The organism is Pseudactinotalea suaedae, assembly GCF_009733815.1.
In the GTDB taxonomy this organism is placed as follows: domain Bacteria; phylum Actinomycetota; class Actinomycetes; order Actinomycetales; family Beutenbergiaceae; genus Pseudactinotalea; species Pseudactinotalea suaedae.
The window spans coordinates 38,212-55,423 of record NZ_WNXY01000001.1; the positions used below are offsets into that span (position 1 = coordinate 38,212).

A 17,212-nucleotide genomic window follows, 5' to 3' on the forward strand; every position below is an offset into this window, starting at 1 on the left:
GGCCGCCCAGATATTCGCGGGTGACCTGTGGCAGTCGTGGGAAGGCACATCATGCAGAAGCTGGACGCTGTCGACGCCGTCTCGTTGCGGGAGGTCCCGGCCTTTCGAGCCGGAGACACCCTCAAGGTCGGCGTGAACATCATCGAAGGTAGCCGCAGCCGTATCCAGGTCTTCCAGGGCGTCGTGATCAGCCGCTCGGGCGCCGGTGTGCGTGAGACCTTCACGGTCCGCAAGGTGTCCTTCGGCGTCGGCGTGGAGCGCACCTTCCCGCTGCACTCGCCCACGGTCGACCACATCGAGGTCGTTTCGCGCGGCGCCGTGCGCCGCGCCAAGCTGTACTACCTGCGTGGTCGCAGCGGCAAGGCCGCCAAGATCCGTGAGCGCCGCGAGCCCACCTCCGCCAGCTGAGGTGAACGACCGCCGGGCCGGTGAGCTCGCCGAGGAGGGCGAGAGCCGGCACTCCGACGACGCGAACCTCGACGCCGAGCACGGTGACCACGGCGAGGAGACCGCCGAGGATCGCGACGACCAGGTTCCCGCCAGGCGCCGGAACCCCGTCGTCGCGTTCCTGCGCGAGGTCGTCATCGTGCTGGTCTCGGCGCTCGCGATCTCGCTGGTGCTCAAGACTTTCCTGATCCAGCCGTTCTACATCCCGAGCGTCTCGATGGAGACCACGCTGGACGTGGGCGACCGGATCGTCGTCAACAAGCTGGCCCCCGGCCCGTTCGACGTCGAGCGCGGCGACATCGTCGTGTTCCTCGACCCCGGCGGCTGGCTCGAGGGTGAGCCCGTCCCGGAGCTGAGCCCGGTGGAGACGGCGCTCACCTGGGTGGGGCTGCTGCCGGAGAACGCCGGCCAGCACCTCGTCAAGCGGGTCATCGGGGTCGCCGGCGACCACGTGGTCTGCTGCGACGACGACGGGCTGATCACGGTCAACGGGGTGGCCATCGAGGAGCCCTACGTCATCGACGGTGCCGCCCCGAGCGAGCGCCCCTTCGACGTCGTGGTGCCCGCCGACCATCTCTGGGTGATGGGCGACAACCGGCCGCAGTCCGCGGACTCGCGCTTCCACGAGGACTCCGCGACCGGTGGGTTCGTGCCGATCCGCAACGTCGTCGGACGCGTGTTCGTGATCCTGTGGCCGTTCGAGCACCTCACGTGGATCGAGCGACCCGACGAGACGTTCGCCGACGTCCCGGACGAGTGACCAGCAAGCCTCCTTCCCGTCGGCTGGAGCGCGAGCTGATCGCGAGCGGCCACCGGTTCGTCGCGGGCATGGACGAGGTCGGCCGCGGCGCGCTCGCCGGCCCGGTCACCGTGGGCGTGGTCGTGGTGGACGAGAGCACCGGCCGCACCCCGGCACGGTTGCGGGACTCCAAGCTGCTGCGCCCCGCCGTGCGGGAGCGGCTCTGCGACCCGATCCGCCGCTGGGCGGTGGCGAGCGCCGTCGGCCACTCCTCGCCCGAGGAGATCGACCGGTACGGCATCATCGCGGCGCTCCGCATCGCCGGCACCCGCGCGCTGCACCAGATGAGGGGCGCCGGGATCGCGCCGGACGTCGTCGTGCTCGACGGCAACCACGACTGGCTGACGCACCCGCCCCACCTGCCGCCGCTGCCCGTGACCGGCCAGGGCGTGCCGGTGATCACGCGCATCAAGGGTGATCTCACCGTGACGGCGATCGCCGCCGCGAGCGTGCTGGCCAAGACCGAGCGGGACGCGCTGATGGTGCAGCTGCACGAGCAGCAGCCGCGGTACGGCTGGCTGGGGAACAAGGGCTACTCCGCGCCCGAGCACACGGCGGCGCTGCGCGAGCACGGCCCGTGCGAGCTGCACCGGCGGAGCTGGTCGCTGCCGCTGACCGAGGGCTACGTCGCCGACGAGCTGGACCTGGAGGTCGACGGCGGGACCGTGCTCAGGTGGGAAGGGGCATGATGGTCTCGTGAGTGCTGAGGACCTCGAGAACTACGAGACCGATGCCGAGCTCGCGCTGTACCGCGAGTACCGGGACGTCGTCGGCCTGTTCTCCTACGTGGTGGAGACGGAGCGACGGTTCTACCTGGCCAACCAGGTGGACCTGCAGGTGCGCTCGGCCGGCGGTGAGGTGTTCTTCGAGCTGACGTTGAACGATGCCTGGGTGTGGGACGTGTACCGCTCCGCGCGCTTCGTCAAGACCGTGCGCGTGGTGACGTTCAAGGACGTCAACGTCGAGGAGCTCGCCAAGGCCGAGCTCGAGATGCCGCAGTAGCCGCGGCTCACCCCAGCGGCAGCCGCGCACCGGCGCGCCGCGCCAGCTCCTGCACGCCCCAGGCCACCAGCCCCGTGAGCAGGCCGACCGCGGCGCCGGTCCCGATGCTGCTGAGCCCCGTCGCGCCGCGCATCAGCACCTCCTCGGTCGCGGGGGACCAGACGCCGGCGAGGTTGCCGCCGAGTCGGGGCGGTGCGCCGCCCCACACGGTCGACCACGCGAGGTTGTGCACCAGCCCGAGGGCGATGCCGTAGCCGGCACCCGCCGCGACGAGCGTGGCGAGGGGGCGGCGCGAGGCGAGCACGGCGACGACGACCCACACGATCAGCGGACCCACCGACAGGGCGATGTTGGCGAGCGAGCCCGGTGGGACGAGTGCGAGGTCGTGCGCGAGCGCGCGCGGCACCGCGAGCGCAGCCAGCACGGCGACCGCCGCGACCGGCATGCCCAACGGTGACGGACGGTGCTGCGCGGGGGCCGTCCCGGGGTCGCGGGACAGGGCTGTCGAGGTCATGGCTCGACGCTAGATCTGGCGCTGCGCGGCCACCACGCGGGCGTCCGCCGAGATCCCTGGGGGCCAGCCCCCGGAGGTTTGTCCACAGGTGCGCGCCGATGCGTCGCTGTCCACAGCAGCCCCCGGTCGCTGCGGCGTGAGCGGTGCGGTTGCTGGATCGTGCTGTGCGGAGGTGGTCGCATGGGTGCGAAGGACAGGGTGGGGCGTGCGGGTGAGCAGCTCGCGCGGGAGTGGCTGACCCGGCAGGGCCTGCAGATCCTGGACGCGAACTGGCGCTGCCCGATCGGCGAGCTGGACATCGTCGCGCTCGACGGCGACGAGCTGGCTTTCGTGGAGGTCAAGACGCGGACCTCGACGGCGTTCGGTCACCCCGCCGAGTCGATCACGCGGGCGAAGCTGGCGCGGCTGCGCCGGCTCGCCGGGGCGTGGGTCGCGGTCCATGACGTGCATGCCTCGGGCATGCGTATCGATGTCGTGGCGATCCTGCGCAGGTCCGGGGAGCCGACGCTGGTCGAGCACGTGCAGGGGGTCGGCTGATGGGGCTGGGGCGCACGTTCGGGGTCTCGTTGGTGGGGCTGCAGGGCAGCGTCGTCGAGGTGGAGGCGCAGCTGGCGTCGGGGTTGCCGGCGTTCCGCATCGTGGGGCTGCCGGACACCTCGCTCGGCGAGGCGCGCGAGCGTGTGCGTGCGGCGATCTCGTCCTGCGGCCTCGCCTGGCCGATGCGGCGGGTCACGGTCGGGCTGACGCCTGCCGAGCTGCCGAAGGCGGGCTCGGGCTTCGACCTGGCGATCGCAGTGGCGGTGCTCGCCGCCGACGGCGCGATCCAGCCCGGGCGGGGCACCGCGCGCGTGCACGTCGGCGAGCTCGGGCTGGACGGCCGTGTGCACCCCGTGCGAGGGGTGCTGCCCGCGGTCGCCGCCGCGGTGGCCGCGGGGCGGCCGGAGGTGGTGGTCCCGCACGGCAACGAGGCGGAGGCGAGCCTGGTGCCGGGCGCGCACGTGACCGCTGTGCGGCACCTGGCCGAGCTCGCACTCGTCTACGGGGCGCAGATCGAGCCGGTGGTGCTCGATCGGATCGACGACGCCTCAGCGCCGGTGCTCCCGGCGGCCGAGCCACGTCGCGGGGAGCCGGACCTGTCCGACGTGCTCGGGCAGGAGCAGGCGCGGCTGGCTCTGGAGATCGCGGCCGCGGGCGGGCACCACCTGCTGCTGCACGGGCCACCGGGCACCGGGAAGACGATGCTCGCGGCCCGGCTGCCGGGGCTGCTGCCCGACCTCACGGAGGCCGAGGCGGTCGAGGTGACCAGCGTGCACTCGATCGCCGGCACCTTCGACGCACGCGACGGTCTGCTGCGGCGACCCCCCTTCGAGAACCCGCACCACACCGCCACCCCGGCGTCGATCATCGGGGGCGGCTCCGGGCTGCCGCGCCCGGGTGCGGCCTCGCGTGCGCACCGCGGCGTGCTGTTCATGGACGAGGCGCCGGAGTTCGCCTCACGGGTGCTGGAGACGCTGCGGCAGCCGCTGGAGCACGGCGAGCTGGTGCTGCACCGCGCGCGGGGGACCGCCCGCTACCCGGCACGCTTCCAGCTGGTGCTGGCGGCCAACCCGTGCCCGTGCGGCCGGGCCACGGGCAAGGGACTGGACTGCGTGTGCACACCGGTGGCACGGCGCCGGTACCTGTCCCGGCTGAGCGGTCCGCTGCTGGACCGCGTCGACATCCGCGTGGAGGTGCCCGACCTGGCCTCCGGGGTGCTGCGGGCGGCCCCGGTCGGGGAGCGGACCGCCGTCGTGGCGGGGCGGGTGCAGGCAGCCAGGGACCGGTCGGCGCAGCGTCTGCGCGGCACGCCGTGGCGCGTCAACGGCGAGGTCCCTGGGCCCTGGCTGCGTGAGCACACGCGCGCGGTGGCGCCCGGGCTGGTCGGCAGGCTGGACCAGCTGCGCGACTCGGGTCGGCTGAGCCTGCGGGGTCTGGACCGGGTGCTCAAGCTGGCGTGGACGCTCGCCGACCTCGGACCTCGGGAGGTACCGGCGCCGGCCGACCTGGCCACCGCCGTCTCGCTGCGAGCGGGAGGAACTCGTGGCTGAGCGCCTCGCCTTCGACGCCACCGACGAGCTGCTCGCCACCGTGGCCTGGAGCCGGATCTCGGAACCCGGCGAGCACGTCGCCGGCGCGCTCGTCCGCGCGCTCGGGCCGGTGGCCGCGCTCGACTGGGTGCGCTCGGAGTCGCAGCAGCCGCCGGGTGTGCCACCGCACATCGGGTGGCAGGCTGCGGCCGCCCGGTGGCGTCCCCGCCTGCAGGCGCTGGACCCGCGGCGCGAGCTCGAGGCGATCAGGCGGCGCAGCGGCACGGTGGTGCTGCCCGACGACCCGCGCTGGCCACGCCGGCTCGACGACCTCGGTGATCGGCGCCCGATGTGCCTGTACGTGCTGGGGTCGGCGCGGATCGCCTCGATCACCCACCGGGCCGTCGCCGTCGTCGGGGCGCGCGCGTGCACCGACTACGGCAGGCATGTCGCCCGAGAGCTCGGGGTCGGCCTCACCGGCCGCGGCGTCACGGTCGTCTCCGGCGGTGCGTTCGGCATCGACGCCGCCGTGCACAAGGCCGCGGTCGTGGAGGGAGGGCCGGCGCTGGCCGTCATGGCCGGTGGTCTCGACCGGCTCTACCCGCGCGACAACCTCGAGCTGCTCGAGGAGGTGATCGAGAACGGCGCCGTGGTGTCGGAGGCGCCGCCCGGCACCGCTCCGATGCGACAACGGTTCCTGGCGCGCAACAGGCTGATCGCGGCGCTCTCGGAGGCGACGGTGGTGGTCGAGGCCGCCTGGCGATCCGGGGCGCTGAGCACCGCACGGCAGGCTGCCGAGCTGCTGCGGCCGGTCGGCGCGGTACCGGGCGCGGTGACATCGATGGCCTCGAGCGGCTGCCACCGGTTGCTGCGCGAGGGTGTGGCCGTGTGCGTCACCGACGTCGGCGAGGTGCTGGAGCTGACCGCAGGGCTCGAGCCTGCTGCCGAGGAGCCGTTCACCCAGCCTGGCCTCCTCGACGGGCTCGGTCCGCAGGAGGCGCGGGTGCTGGACGCGCTGCCGGTGCGCGCGGCGGCCGAGGTGGACAACCTGGTCCGGGTCTGCGGGCTCTCGGTCACCGAGACGCTGGGCGCACTCGGGCTCCTCGAGATGGCTGGTCGGGTCGAGCGCTCAGGAGCGGGATGGCGCCGCCGTCAGAGCTGACGCAAACGAGCGGGTCAGCCTGGCGCTTGACCTTGTCACAGTGACAAGGTGTGTCATGGTGGGGGAGGTGGTCGAGATGACCCGAGCACACAGCACCACGACGGACCCGCGCCTGCTGGAGGCGTTGTCGGCGCCGTCGCCGTCGACCCGACTTCGAGCAGCGCTGGCCGCAGGCAGCGCGCCGCACCCGGACCAGGTGGAGGCGCTCGTGCAGCGGTGCGCCGTCGAGCCCGACTTCTACGTCCGCGACATGCTGACCTGGGCGCTGACCCGGCACGACCGCGAGGTCACCACCGCGCGCGTGCTGCGCGAGCTCGGCTCGTCGGTCGCACAGGCGCGGAGCCAGGCGCTGCACACCCTGTCGAAGCTCGGCGACACGGCGCTGCCGGCCCGGCCCGCCGTGACCACGGAGCTGCTGCAGGACCCCGACGACGAGGTGGCGCGGACGGCCTGGCGCACCGCGGTGGAACTCGTCGCCGAGGATGACCGGCTCGCGCTCGCCGAGGTGCTGGTCACCCAGCTGGGCCGGGGTGACCGGGAGGTGCGGCTGAGCCTCAGTCGCGCGTTCGTCGCGCTCGGCGAGGCGGCAGCTCCCGTGCTCGAGCGGGCCAGGACCCACCCGGACCCTGGCGTGCTGGCGCACGCGATCGCCACCGAGCGGTTGATGGCGGACCCCGAGGCGGGCTTCGACGACTCGGTCGCCGAGGCGCAACGCACGGTGGCGCTGCTGGCGGCGCCGAGGATCGACGCGTGAGCCGATGCTGATCGGAGAGGTGGCGCAGCAGTCCGGGATCAGTACCCGGATGCTGCGCCACTACGACCGGATCGGCCTGGTGAGGCCCACCGCGCGGACCGCGGGTGGCTACCGGGAGTACGACGAGGCGGACATCCGCCGGCTGTTCCACGTCGAGGGGCTGCGCTCGCTCGGCCTCAGCCTGAACGAGATCGGTGAGGTTCTCGAAGACCTCTCGTTCGACCCGGCGACCATGGTCGACCAGCTGATCGCCGGGACCCGGGACCGGCTCGCGCGCGAGCAGGAGCTGCTGGACCGGCTGATGAGGGTCCGCGCCAGCGACCCGAGCGCCTGGTCGGACGCGCTGCAGACGATCGGACTGATCCGTGGCCTCGACGCCGCCGACCCGAGGGCGCGGCAGCGGTTCGCGCTCTCCCTGACGGCGGAGCACCCGCAGGACGCGACGCCGTTGGCGGAGGCGGCGCTGGCCGAGTCGGAGCTCAACGTCGCGGGAACGCTGGACTGGGCGTTGGCCCGCACAGGTGACAGCGCGATCCCAGTGCTGGTGGCGGCCCTGAGCTCGCCGAGCCCTGAGCGGCGCGGTCGTGCGGTCGCCGCGCTGACGAAGATCGGCTCGCCGCGCGCCACCGGAGCGCTCGCCGAGGCCTTTCGGCACGAGGACCCGCTGGTGCGCACGAGCGCCGTCCTCGCTCGCGGCGGACTCGGTCACGCCGATGCGATCGGTGCGCTCATCGACCTGGTCGCCGAGGGCCGGAGCGACGTCGACGCGGCGGACGTGCTCGGCACGCTGGCCGGCCGGCACGGTCACGCGGACGCGATCACCGAGGCGATCGCCGTCGAGCTCGAGCGTGGCGGCGAGGCAGCCCGGCAGCGGCTGGTGGCGGCGCTGGCCGATGTGCCGGGCACCGCCGCGCGTCATCTCCTCCTCGCCCTCACCGAGGATCCGGACCCGCGTGTGTCCCACACCGCGACCTTCCTGCTGCGCCGACGCTGACCGCGTGTCCGTGACGACCGCGCCGGGCCGCATCTGCGACGGTGGGGCCATGACCGGTCCGCAGGCGCAGGCTCGTCCCGGTGACGAGGAGGTGCTGCACGCGTACGCGGGCTACCTCGAGGCGCAGCGAGGGATGTCGCCGCACAGCGTGCGCGCGTACCTGGCGGATGCGGCCCAGCTGCTGACGACGTTGCCGCTGCAGGCCGCAGCGGCCGTGCCGACCAGCGACCTGAGCGCGCTCGACCTCAGCGCGCTGCGCGCCTGGCTGGCCGACCAGTCCCGCCGCCGGATGGCACGCTCGACGCTGGCGCGACGATCCGCGGCAGCCCGGGCGTTCACGGCATGGGCCCACCGCACCGGTCGGCTGCCGAGCGACCCGGGGCTGCGCCTGCTCTCGCCGCGCCCCGACGTGGTGGTGCCGACCGTGCTGGCCGTGGGCGAGGCGGCCACCCTGCTCGACCTCGCCCGCACCCGTGCCGACGACGCCGACCCCGCTCACCTGCGCGACTGGGCCGCGCTGGAGCTGCTCTACGCCACCGGCGTCCGGGTCTCCGAGCTCGTGGGCGTCGACCTGCAGGACGTCGACCTCGACCAGCGGCTCGTCAAGGTGCTCGGCAAGGGTGACAAGGAACGTCTGGTCCCGTTCGGGGTCCCCGCCGCCCGGGCGATCCAGGCCTGGCTGGGTGCACGCCCGGCGCTCGCCACCCCCCGCAGCCCGGAGGCGCTGTTCCTCGGTGTCCGGGGCGGCCGCCTCGACGTGCGGCAGGTGCGCGACGTCGTGCATCAGCTGACCGCGCTCGCAGGCGTGCGCGACCTGGCCCCGCACGGTCTGCGGCACTCGGCCGCGACCCATCTGCTCGAGGGCGGCTCCGACCTGCGCTCGGTCCAGGAGGTGCTCGGTCACGCGTCGCTGGCCACGACCCAGCGCTACACCCACATCAGCTCCGAACGGTTGCGAGCCGCGTTCACGCAGGCGCACCCGCGCGCGTGAGCGGGTAGAGCCTGATCACCGCGTCGGACAGCAGCGACAGCGGATCGACGTAGTCCTCACCGACGCGCGCTCCCCAGTGCAGGCACGCCGCCGGCGCGCAGTGCGAACCCTCGTCCACGAGCGTCCCGATCGGTTGCCCCTGGACGACGGCGTCGCCCGCCTCGACGAGCGCGGCCACCGGTTCGTAGGTGGTCCGGATGCCATCGGGGTGATCGATCGAGATCACCGGCCGATCCACCACCACCCCCACGAACGCGACGACGCCGTCGGCTGCTGCGTGCACCTGCATGCCGAGACCGCCCGCGATGTCGACGCCGCGGTGACCGGCGGCCCACGGCGCGTCGGGGTCGTCGAAAGGCGCCACCACCTCGCCCTCGAGCGGCATCGCGTAACGCGCCTCGCCCGGAGCCGACCCGGCGCCCAGGGTGACCGACGCACCATCCGGTGCTGCGCCGTCGGGCGCCATCGGGGCCGCGAGCGTGAGCGTGAGCGCGGCCGCGAGCGTGAGCGCGCCGGCGACCGCACCGATCCTGGATCCAGCCATGCACCCAGCCCACCTCGACTCCTGCCCGGGCGCCATCGGCGGGTGGGGGTGCTGTGGACGGCGGTGCATCGGGCGGCCGCTGTGGACAACCGGGCCCGCAGGTATCGTCACGCCCATGCTCGAGCCCGTCCACGACGCCGTTGCCGGCAGCGACGACCTCCGAGCCGCCGCCCAGGTCGCGGGGCTCGGCACGGCGATCAAGATGGCGCGCCGACGGCTGGAGCTCTCGATCGCCGAGCTCGCCCAGCGTGCTGGAGTCAGCCTCGGGCTGGTCAGCCAGCTCGAGCGAGGCATGGGCAACCCGTCGCTGCAGACCATCGCCAAGCTCGCCTCCGCGCTCGGCCTGACGATCAGCCAGCTGCTGGAGGAACCGGGCTCGGAGTTCGAGGTGGTCCGGTCGAGCGCCCGGTACGCGCTGCCGCTCGACCCGAGCATCCCGGCGGACCAGCAGGTGGTGCGCGATCTGCTGACCCCGCGCGGGGAGTCGATGCTGCAGCTGATCCGATCGACGCTGCCGGTGGGTTTCAGCAACGAGGGCAGGCCGTTCCGGCACATCGGCACCGAGGCGGTGACCGTGCTCAGCGGCAGGCTGGAGATCACCCATGGCGAGCACACCGCCGTGCTGGAACCCGGCGACTGCGCGACCTACGGCTGCTCGCTGCCGCACTGGTGGGCGAACGTGGCCGAGGAGCCGACGATCGTGCTAGGCGCCGTCAGCCCGTTCGAACGCTGAGCCCGCCGGCGGTCTCGACCTCTCGTCGCGCAGCTGCGTCTCCACCAGCGACGCCAGTCGTTGCAGCGGCTGCTCGTCGTCGTCGACGCGCAGATCCAGGTCCAGCTCCGGCGGGAACCGGCGCCCGGACCGGGCTCGGGTCACGATCATCGCTGCGCTCTGCCGCCCACGCCGGTCACCGCCGGCATGCTCCCCGGCCAGCATCGCCGCGACCATGCGGCGGGCCAGCAGACCGACCGACCCGGCGTCGGCATCGGAGCCAGCGGCACCGTAGGACTCGGCGACGGCGCGCAGCACCTCGGGCCCTGTGAGCAGGTTCCCGAGCACCACCAGGCCAGGCCGCACGAGCGCGCCGGCCCACGCGCTCGTCCCGTTCCCCGTGCGGGTGTCGGACTCGCCGGTGGGGAGCATGGCGGCGACCTGGCGCCGCTCGGCGTCGTCGTCCCACTGCGGGACGAGTGTCATGACCTCGCTCGGGCTCCGGCCCTCGGCGAGCGCGTCGAGCATCCGGGCGCGCAGCTCGCGGTTCGTCCACGCCTGGCTCGCCACCGCTCCGACCGCCGGGTCGACGGCGATCACCGCGTTGCCGACGGCGAGCGAGCGGCTCGCGACCGCGGCGCCGAGCAGTCCGCTGCCCGGGTCGGCGACCAGCAGCGTGAAGGTCATGGGCGGGGTCCCCCAGGGCGAGACAGGTGGAGATGACGGTGGCGTGACCGGATCTCGAGGGTGTTGTGCCTTCGAGATGATGCTCCCATAATGAACGCAGCATCATCACAATGAAAACACATGGGAGCTCACGATGAAGCGACGCACATTCGTCAGCGGTGTCCTGCTGATGGCCACAGGAACGGCCGCTGCCGCCTGCTCCGCGGGTGAGGGCGTCGACATCGACGGCGGCACCGGCGGCACCGACGGCGGTGCGGACGGCGGCGCCGGTGCGGTGCTCCGCGTCGCGATCGGTGGCGAGCCCGACCAGCTCGACCCCAGCAAGACCTCGGCCTACTTCAGCTTCCAGGTGCTGGAGAACGTCTTCGACACCCTCGTCGCGCCCGACGAGAACCTCGAGATGCAGCCGGCGCTGGCAGAGAGCTGGGAGACCAGCGAGGACCAGCTGACCTGGACCTTCCACCTGCGCGAAGACGTCACCTGGCACGACGGCACCGAGCTCACGGCCGGCGACGTCGTCTACACCTACAACCGGATCGTCGAGGAGGAGCTGTCGAACGCCTGGAAGTTCGGCTCCGTCACCGGCATCGACGCGCCCGACGATCTCACGGTCGTCATCACGGTCGGAGCGCCGACCCCCAGCCTGCTCTCCAGCCTCGGGGGCTTCAAGGGCCTGGCGATCGTGCAGGAGGCGAACGTGACGTCGGGGGAGATCGGCACCAAGCCGATCGGTACCGGGCCGTTCTCGCTCACCGAGTACGCCAGCGGGGACCACATCACGCTCGCCGCCAACCCGGACTATTGGGGCGGCGCGCCGGCGCTCGGCGGCATCGAGTACCAGTTCATCTCCGAGCCCTCGACCGCGCTCGCCGCACTGCGGTCCGGGGAGATCGACTGGACCGACGTCGTCCCGCCCCAGCAGGTGGCCGAGCTCCAGGAGGACGACAGCCTGGCGGTCGGCGTCACGCCGTCGAGCGACTACTGGTACCTCGCTCTCAACCAGAAGCGCGACGCCTGGAGCGACGTCCGGGTCCGGCAGGCGATCGCCTACGCGATCGACCGCGAGGCGATCGTGCAGGCCGTCAGCTACGGCACGGCTGCGGCGAACCAGCTCGCGATCCCGGAGGACAGCTTCTGGTACACCGAGTACTCGACGTACTCCACCGACCTGGACACCGCCACGAGCCTGCTCGCCGAGGCCGGGTTCACGGGCGGCACGCTCGACATGCTCGCCACCAGCGACTACCCCGAGACCGTCACCGCGGCCCAGATCATCGCGTCCAACCTGGAGGCGATCGGCATCACCGTCGAGATCCGGCAACCCGACTTCTCCACCTGGCTGGACGAGCAGAACTCGGGCAACTTCGACATGCTGATGATGGGGTGGCTCGGCAACATCGATCCCGACGACTTCTACTACGCCCAGCACCACTCCGAGGGCGGCAGCAACGCCCAGGGGTACGCCAACCCCGAGGTCGACGAGATGCTCGACGCCGCCCGCGTCGAGCTCGACCAGGACGCCCGCAAGGACCTCTACGCCCAGGCCGCGACCACGATCGCCGACGAGTGCAGCTACATCTACCTGTACAACCCCTCCGTGATCCAGACGTGGAGCCCGGACCTCGGCGGCTACGAGGCGCGCGCGGACAGGGCGATCCGGTTCGCCACCGCCACGCTCGCCGGATGACCTGAGCACCCACCCGTGTCCCTCGCCCCACGCCAGCTGCTGGTGTTCCTCGGCCGGCGGCTGCTGTACTCGGCCGTCGTGCTGCTCGGCGTGCTCGTGCTGGTGTTCGCCCTCGTCCAGGTGGTCCCGGGCGACCCGATCCGGCTCGCGCTGGGAACCCGCTACACGGAGGAGGCGTACCAGGCGCTGCTGACGGCGTCCGGTCTCGACCGCCCGCTGCTCGAGCAGTTCGTCAGCTATCTGGGCCACGCGTTGACCGGAGATCTCGGGGTCAGCTTCCGCAGCGGCGAACCGGTCAGCGTGCTGCTGATGCGGCGGCTGCCGGCGACCCTGTCGCTCGCCGTCGTCGGGCTCGTGATCGCGTCGGTGATCTCGATCCCCGCGGGCGTCTGGTCGGCCTTGCACGAGGGACGCGCCAGCGACGCGATCATCCGTGTCACCAGCCAGTTCGGGGTATCGGTGCCCGACTTCTGGATGGGGATGCTGTTGATCCTGCTGTTCTCGACGACGTTCGGGCTGCTGCCCTCCAGCGGGTACGTCGCGTTCTCCGACGACCCCGGGGAATGGGCCAGGCGGGTCGTCCTGCCCGGTCTCACGGTGGGCCTGGTGGCCGGTGCGATCATGACGAGGTACGTCCGAGGAGCCGTGCTCGAGGTGGCGTCGATGTCGTACGTGCGGACCGCGCGCTCGAAGGGGCTCCCGAACGGCGTCGTGGTCCGGCGCCACATCATGCGCAACGCGCTCGTGCCGGTGCTGACCATCGCCGGCATCCAGTTCGCGAGCATCCTCGGCGGTGTCATCGTGGTCGAGGTCGTGTTCGCCTGGCCGGGGCTCGGCCGGCTGGTGTACGAGTCGGTCGCGGCGCGTGACTACTCGATGATCCAGGGCTCGGTGCTGCTGATCGCGGCGATGTTCCTCCTGGTCAACCTTCTCGTGGACGTGCTCTACGCCGTCGTGGACCCCAGGATCAGGCTCTCGTGAGCGAGGCCCGGGACGAGCCCGTCGTCGACGAGGCATCGGCCGTCGTCGCGAGCCCGAGCGAGCCTACGCGGCTGACCGCCGTCCGGCTGCTGGCGAGCAACCCGCTCACGGTCACGAGCGCCGTCGTCCTGCTGGTCGTGGTGCTGCTCGCGCTCGCCGCGCCATGGGTGGCGCCCTACGGGATCAACGACGTCGACGTCGCCAACGCGCTGCAGCTGCCGAGCGCGGCCCACTGGTTCGGGACCGACGACCTGGGCCGTGACGTGTTCTCGCGCGTGATCGTGGCGGCGCGGGTGTCGCTGCAGGTCGCGGTCGTCTCGGTGACGTTCGCGTTCGTCCTCGGCGTGCTGGTCGGCGTGGTCTCCGGCTACGTCGGTGGCCTCCTCGACACGGTGCTGATGCGCCTGGTCGACGTCATGTTCGCGTTCCCGGTGCTGCTGCTCGCGCTCGCGATCGTCGCTATCCTGCAACCGGGGATGGCCACGACGATGCTCGCGATCGGGATCGTCTACACGCCGATCTTCGCCCGGGTGGCGCGCGCCAGCACGCTGTCGGTGCGCCACGAGCCCTACGTACAGGTGTCGAGGACGATGGGCACCCCTGCCGCCACGATCCTGCGCACCCACGTGCTGCCGAACATCAGCGGCCCGCTGATCGTGCAGACGTCGCTCTCGCTGGCGTTCGCCATCCTCTCGGAGGCCGCACTCTCCTTCCTCGGCCTGGGGATCCAGCCCCCCGCGCCGTCCTGGGGAGGCATGCTGTTCAGCGCCCAGGGCTTCCTGGGTCAGGCGTGGTGGATGAGCGTGTTCCCCGGTGCCGCGATCTTCGTGACCGTGCTCGCCTTCAACCTGCTCGGAGACGGCTTGCGCGACGTCCTGGACCCGAAGCAGCGCACCCTCATCGAGTCCCGGAGGGCGCGATGAGCGCGGTGCTGCGGGTCGCGGACCTGCGTGTGTCCATCGGCCGTCGGGAGATCGTCCAGGGGCTGAGCTTCGCCGTCGAGCCCGAGACGACGCTCGGGATCGTGGGGGAGTCCGGGTCCGGCAAGTCGATGACCGTGCTGGCCGCCACCGGCCTGCTGGACGCGCCCGGTGCACGCGTGAGCGGGTCGAGCGTCCTGACGACGGGGTCCGACGGCGGCCGCTCGCTCGAGCTCGTCGGTGCGCGCTCCTCGGCGTTGCGTCGGGTCCACGGCGACAAGGTCGGCTTCGTGTTCCAGGACCCGACCACCTCGCTCAACCCGCTGCTGACGCTCGAGCGGCAGATCACCGAGTCCCTGGAGGCGCACCGCAGCCTGACCCGCCGGGCCGCCGCCGGACGTGCGCTGGAGCTGTTGGAGGCGGTCGGCCTCCCCGAGCCCGAGCAACGGCTGCAGGCCTATCCGCACCAGCTCTCCGGCGGTCAGCGGCAGCGGGTGATGATCGCGATCGCGCTGGCGTGCGACCCGGTGCTGCTCGTGGCGGACGAGCCGACGACGGCGCTCGACGTCACCACCCAGGCGCAGATCATCGAGCTGGTCCGGACCCTGCAGCGCGAGCGGGGCACCGCCGTCGTCTGGATCAGCCACGACCTCGGCGTGATCGGGCAGGTGGCCGACGACGTGCTCGTGCTCCAGCAGGGCGCACCGGTGGAGCATCGCGGCGTCGTCGAGCTCATGGACGAACCGCGGCACCCGTACACGCGTGAGCTGCTGGCCGCCCGCCCTCGGCTCGGGATGAGCGGGCCACCGCCCGTGGACGCCGAGGGTGACGTGCTGCTGAGCGTGCGCGACCTCGACGTGCGGTTCACGGTGGCCTCGGCCGCCGGCAGGCGCACCGTGCACGCCGTCGACGGTGTCTCCTTCGACGTCCGTCGCGGCCGCACCCTGGGCATCGTGGGGGAGTCGGGGTCGGGCAAGTCGACGATCGCCAACGTGCTGACGGGCCTGGTGCGGCCGGCGGGCGGATCGGCCGAGCTGGCCGGTGAGGACGTCCTGAACCGGGCCTCGAACGACCTCCGACGCCGGATCGCGATGGTCTTCCAGGATCCCTTCTCCTCGCTCGACCCGCGGATGCGCGTGGGCGACAGCATCGCGGAGCCGTTGCGGGTGCACCAGCTGCCGAGCGATCGCCGGCCGCGCGGCGAGCGCGTCGCGGAGCTGCTGGAGCTGGTGGACCTGCCGGCCGCGTTCGCCCAGCGCTACCCGCACGAGCTCTCCGGCGGTCAGCGCCAGCGGGTCTCGATCGCACGCGCTCTCGCGCTCGAGCCCGAGCTGGTGGTCCTCGACGAGTCGACGGCGTCTCTCGACGTCTCGATCCAGGCGCGCGTGCTGGACCTGCTGCGCAGGTTGCAGGCCGAGCTCTCGCTAACGTTCGTGTTCATCGCCCACGACCTGGCGATCGTGCAGCAGATGAGTCACGACGTGCTCGTGATGCAGCGGGGCCGGACGGTCGAGCACGCGCCCGCCGTCGAGATCTTCGCGAACCCGCAGCAGGAGTACACCCGACGTCTGCTCGCCGCGATCCCGCCCGACCGCCCACGCGCCGCCCTCCAGGACTCCTGACCCCTGATCCCTGGCAGACCCGCCCCCACCCGGGACCAGCAGCTTGCGCCGCGCCCGCCGCCGAGTTCGCGGGTTTCCGTCTAGGTCGGTGGGCGCGCCCACCGACTTCGGCGGAGGGCACCGAACTCGGCACCAGCGACTGATGTTCAGACGGGGCGTCAGCGGCGCGGACGTCGGGACAGGAGCAGAGGGCGAGGTGTACGTGGCATGCCGGAGGGGAACGCCCGCAGCAGCCGGCGCGCGCCACCGTTCGGGTCACGGCGATCGTGCTTGGTGAAGCGGAGTACCCGGGCGCCGGTCGCGTCCACCAGCAGCTGCTCCCGGTCTGTCTGCCTCACCACCCGCTCACCCGGCCCTCGGCCGCCAGGGGTCGCTGCGTACTTGTCGACACCGTCGTACTCGGCCAACACCGGTCTCCCGCCAGGCACCATCGACTCAGGCCACATCGCGTCCGGGTAGAAGACACCCCGCGCGGTGGCGATGGGTACCTGGAGCTCGGGTGCCGGAAGCCCTTGGACGAGCGCGAGCCAGCGAAGCCATGACTCACCCCCGAGCTCCGCGAATCCGTTCGCGTGAACGAGGACCTCGCGCGCCCGACGGACGTGCCTCACCGAACCGCGGTCGGCGAGACGCTCGAGGAGGTCGGCGCGGATCGTCTCCTGGCGCTCGGACGACTCGGCGCGGCGGAACCGTGACACCGACCCGAGCGACCGCAGCGCAGCGTCGACGATCGCCAAGGCCACCGGCGGAGAGCTCAGCAACGCACAGTCGACCGCGGTACGTTCGGCTGCCGTCACGGGCAGACCGTGCAGCCACACCACGTCCTGCTCGTCGAGGTCGGGGCAGTAGTGCCGAATCACGTCGTCGGACCTGGACTGGCCCGGACGGAACCTCTGGACGATGTGCACCGTGTCGGTGACGGGCGCCTGCCAGGACCGGAGTGCGGCGGCGGTCTCGTGGCTGAACGCGAACGAGCACCTCAAAGAGGCGGCCACGGCCTGACACCGAGACAACACGTCGGCTTCTCGCTGCTGCCAGGGATCGACGCCGGGCGCGATCGGCTCGACATACGCACCGCGGCGAAGGCGTTCGATCTCGCCGCGTCTGAGCTCCCGGCGCAGCTGATCGAAACCGAACGTGGACGTGAGGACGACAGGGCGAGGACGCGGCAACGGCGACATCACCCCAGGTTGTCCTGCTCGTGGGCACAGCGGGCTGACGCGTCAGGGGTGCTGTGGACGGCGGCGCATCGGAGTGCGCTTGTGGACAGCTGCCGAGTTCGGTGAATGCCGTCGAGATCGGCTGGTGCACCCACCGCGTTCGACGGCGA

19 protein-coding genes are annotated in these 17,212 nt (G+C 72.4%); 15 read left to right on the forward strand and 4 right to left on the reverse strand.

Going from position 1 to position 17,212, the window contains the following annotated elements:
- Window positions 1-51 precede the first annotated feature (51 nt).
- Genes rplS through GPA04_RS00190 form a run of 4 tightly spaced genes read left to right on the forward strand, consistent with a single transcriptional unit; the run spans window position 52 to window position 2,248 of the window.
- Window positions 52-408, forward strand: coding sequence for a 50S ribosomal protein L19 (rplS, locus tag GPA04_RS00175; RefSeq protein WP_156221146.1), 357 nt, complete (start codon window positions 52-54; stop codon window positions 406-408).
- 1 nt (window position 409) lies between these two features.
- A complete protein-coding gene (gene lepB, locus GPA04_RS00180) occupies window positions 410-1,207 on the forward strand; it encodes a signal peptidase I (protein WP_156221148.1) in 798 nt (265 codons plus the stop codon).
- A complete protein-coding gene (gene rnhB / locus GPA04_RS00185) occupies window positions 1,204-1,935 on the forward strand; it encodes a ribonuclease HII (protein WP_241680502.1) in 732 nt (243 codons plus the stop codon). Before lepB ends, rnhB begins: the two co-directional genes overlap by 4 nt.
- A 7-nt stretch (window positions 1,936-1,942) precedes the next feature.
- On the forward strand, window positions 1,943-2,248 hold the full coding sequence (locus GPA04_RS00190; protein ID WP_156221151.1) for a DUF2469 domain-containing protein: 306 nt from the start codon (window positions 1,943-1,945) through the stop codon (window positions 2,246-2,248).
- A gap of 7 nt (window positions 2,249-2,255) precedes the next feature.
- Here GPA04_RS00190 and GPA04_RS00195 read toward each other — a convergent pair whose 3' ends face one another.
- Window positions 2,256-2,762 (reverse strand): hypothetical protein, encoded by a 507-nt coding sequence (locus GPA04_RS00195; RefSeq protein WP_156221153.1) that lies wholly within the window; start codon window positions 2,760-2,762, stop codon window positions 2,256-2,258.
- A 180-nt stretch (window positions 2,763-2,942) separates the two neighbouring features.
- On the opposite strand from GPA04_RS00195, the gene GPA04_RS00200 reads away from it, so the two are divergent.
- From GPA04_RS00200 to GPA04_RS00225, 6 genes are all read left to right on the forward strand, one after another.
- Window positions 2,943-3,299, forward strand: a complete 357-nt coding sequence (locus tag GPA04_RS00200; protein WP_156221155.1) for a YraN family protein — start codon at window positions 2,943-2,945, stop codon at window positions 3,297-3,299.
- Window positions 3,299-4,849: a YifB family Mg chelatase-like AAA ATPase gene (locus tag GPA04_RS00205; protein ID WP_156221157.1), complete on the forward strand. Its 1,551-nt coding sequence runs from the start codon at window positions 3,299-3,301 to the stop codon at window positions 4,847-4,849. The genes GPA04_RS00200 and GPA04_RS00205 overlap by 1 nt, the downstream gene beginning before the upstream one ends.
- Window positions 4,842-5,990, forward strand: a complete 1,149-nt coding sequence (dprA, locus tag GPA04_RS00210; RefSeq protein WP_156221159.1) for a DNA-processing protein DprA — start codon at window positions 4,842-4,844, stop codon at window positions 5,988-5,990. Before GPA04_RS00205 ends, dprA begins: the two co-directional genes overlap by 8 nt.
- Window positions 5,991-6,066: 76 nt before the next feature.
- The gene (locus GPA04_RS00215; RefSeq protein ID WP_162458477.1) at window positions 6,067-6,744 is read left to right on the forward strand and encodes a HEAT repeat domain-containing protein; all 678 of its coding nucleotides are present in this window, start codon (window positions 6,067-6,069) and stop codon (window positions 6,742-6,744) included.
- Between the two features lie 4 nt (window positions 6,745-6,748).
- A complete protein-coding gene (locus GPA04_RS00220; RefSeq protein ID WP_156221163.1) occupies window positions 6,749-7,738 on the forward strand; it encodes a MerR family transcriptional regulator in 990 nt (329 codons plus the stop codon).
- A 49-nt stretch (window positions 7,739-7,787) separates the two neighbouring features.
- Window positions 7,788-8,729: a tyrosine-type recombinase/integrase gene (locus GPA04_RS00225; RefSeq protein ID WP_156221164.1), complete on the forward strand. Its 942-nt coding sequence runs from the start codon at window positions 7,788-7,790 to the stop codon at window positions 8,727-8,729.
- Here GPA04_RS00225 and GPA04_RS00230 read toward each other — a convergent pair.
- The gene (locus GPA04_RS00230) at window positions 8,704-9,273 is read right to left on the reverse strand and encodes a M23 family metallopeptidase (RefSeq protein ID WP_156221166.1); all 570 of its coding nucleotides are present in this window, start codon (window positions 9,271-9,273) and stop codon (window positions 8,704-8,706) included. The genes GPA04_RS00225 and GPA04_RS00230 overlap by 26 nt on opposite strands.
- A 115-nt stretch (window positions 9,274-9,388) precedes the next feature.
- Between GPA04_RS00230 and GPA04_RS00235 the strand changes: the two genes are divergently transcribed.
- A complete protein-coding gene (locus GPA04_RS00235; protein WP_156221168.1) occupies window positions 9,389-10,006 on the forward strand; it encodes a helix-turn-helix domain-containing protein in 618 nt (205 codons plus the stop codon).
- Here the strand turns inward: GPA04_RS00235 and GPA04_RS00240 are convergent.
- Window positions 9,977-10,672 (reverse strand): DUF1028 domain-containing protein, encoded by a 696-nt coding sequence (locus GPA04_RS00240; RefSeq protein ID WP_156221169.1) that lies wholly within the window; start codon window positions 10,670-10,672, stop codon window positions 9,977-9,979. The genes GPA04_RS00235 and GPA04_RS00240 overlap by 30 nt on opposite strands.
- A 133-nt stretch (window positions 10,673-10,805) precedes the next feature.
- Between GPA04_RS00240 and GPA04_RS00245 the strand changes: the two genes are divergently transcribed.
- Genes GPA04_RS00245 through GPA04_RS00260 form a run of 4 tightly spaced genes read left to right on the forward strand, consistent with a single transcriptional unit; the run spans window position 10,806 to window position 15,882 of the window.
- Window positions 10,806-12,359, forward strand: a complete 1,554-nt coding sequence (locus GPA04_RS00245; RefSeq protein ID WP_156221172.1) for an ABC transporter substrate-binding protein — start codon at window positions 10,806-10,808, stop codon at window positions 12,357-12,359.
- 15 nt (window positions 12,360-12,374) lie between these two features.
- Complete coding sequence (locus tag GPA04_RS00250; RefSeq protein ID WP_162458478.1) at window positions 12,375-13,340, forward strand: ABC transporter permease; 966 nt, start codon at window positions 12,375-12,377, stop codon at window positions 13,338-13,340.
- Window positions 13,337-14,263 carry an ABC transporter permease gene (locus tag GPA04_RS00255; RefSeq protein ID WP_156221174.1) on the forward strand — a complete coding sequence of 309 codons (927 nt, stop codon included), beginning with the start codon at window positions 13,337-13,339 and terminating at the stop codon, window positions 14,261-14,263. Before GPA04_RS00250 ends, GPA04_RS00255 begins: the two co-directional genes overlap by 4 nt.
- Window positions 14,260-15,882 carry a dipeptide ABC transporter ATP-binding protein gene (locus GPA04_RS00260; RefSeq protein ID WP_156221176.1) on the forward strand — a complete coding sequence of 541 codons (1,623 nt, stop codon included), beginning with the start codon at window positions 14,260-14,262 and terminating at the stop codon, window positions 15,880-15,882. Before GPA04_RS00255 ends, GPA04_RS00260 begins: the two co-directional genes overlap by 4 nt.
- Window positions 15,883-16,040: 158 nt before the next feature.
- Here GPA04_RS00260 and GPA04_RS00265 read toward each other — a convergent pair whose 3' ends face one another.
- Window positions 16,041-16,877: a hypothetical protein gene (locus tag GPA04_RS00265; RefSeq protein ID WP_156221178.1), complete on the reverse strand. Its 837-nt coding sequence runs from the start codon at window positions 16,875-16,877 to the stop codon at window positions 16,041-16,043.
- Between the last annotated feature and the right edge of the window lie 335 nt (window positions 16,878-17,212).